1 protein-coding gene is annotated in these 560 nt (G+C 57.1%); it reads right to left on the bottom strand.

Going from position 1 to position 560, the window contains the following annotated elements:
* Positions 1-85 precede the first annotated feature (85 nt).
* On the bottom strand, positions 86-560 hold a 475-nt coding region (locus KP705_RS16470), incomplete at its 5' end, for an IS5 family transposase (protein WP_215765030.1).

Genomic DNA, 560 nt, shown 5'->3' with positions numbered 1-560 from the left:
GGGTTAAGGTGGAGAGGGGTCTGATATCCGCTCTGTGATGTGAGCAGAGCAGGGATTGCCTGCTCTGGCTCGGCTAGCCGGGGGACTAGGTCATGTTGACAAAAAATCTGATCCAGAGCTTTGCTGCGGCGAGATTGAGGAAACTCATGAAGGACAAGGCGGTTTTGTCGTAGCGCGTCGCGATACGGCGCATCTGCTTGAGTTTGTTGAACATCCGCTCGATGCGGTTGCGGTCCCTGTAACGCCACCAGTCTGTTTTCTGTGGAGCACTGCGGCTTTTGCGTGATGGAATAACCGGCAGGATCCCGTGGATCAGCAGATCCTGGCGGAAGCTGTCACTGTCATAGCCCCGATCAGCCAGCATGGCTTTGGGGGGCGGGACAGACAGCTTCATCAGGGCGTCTGTGGCTTTGTAGTCCGAGACCTGGCCTCCGGTAAGGACAAAGCCAAGAGGGCATCCCTGATTGTCACATCGGACATGGATCTTGCTCGTAAAGCCGCCGCGTGATCGACCAAAAGCCTCCGAATGAGCCCCCCTTTTGCGCCCGTTGCCTGGGAGT

This window comes from Gluconobacter sp. P1D12_c (genome assembly GCF_018812105.1).
Lineage (GTDB): Bacteria > Pseudomonadota > Alphaproteobacteria > Acetobacterales > Acetobacteraceae > Gluconobacter > Gluconobacter oxydans_A.
Note: the sequence above shows the minus strand (reverse complement) of the source record. Positions and strands in the feature narration are given on the sequence as shown.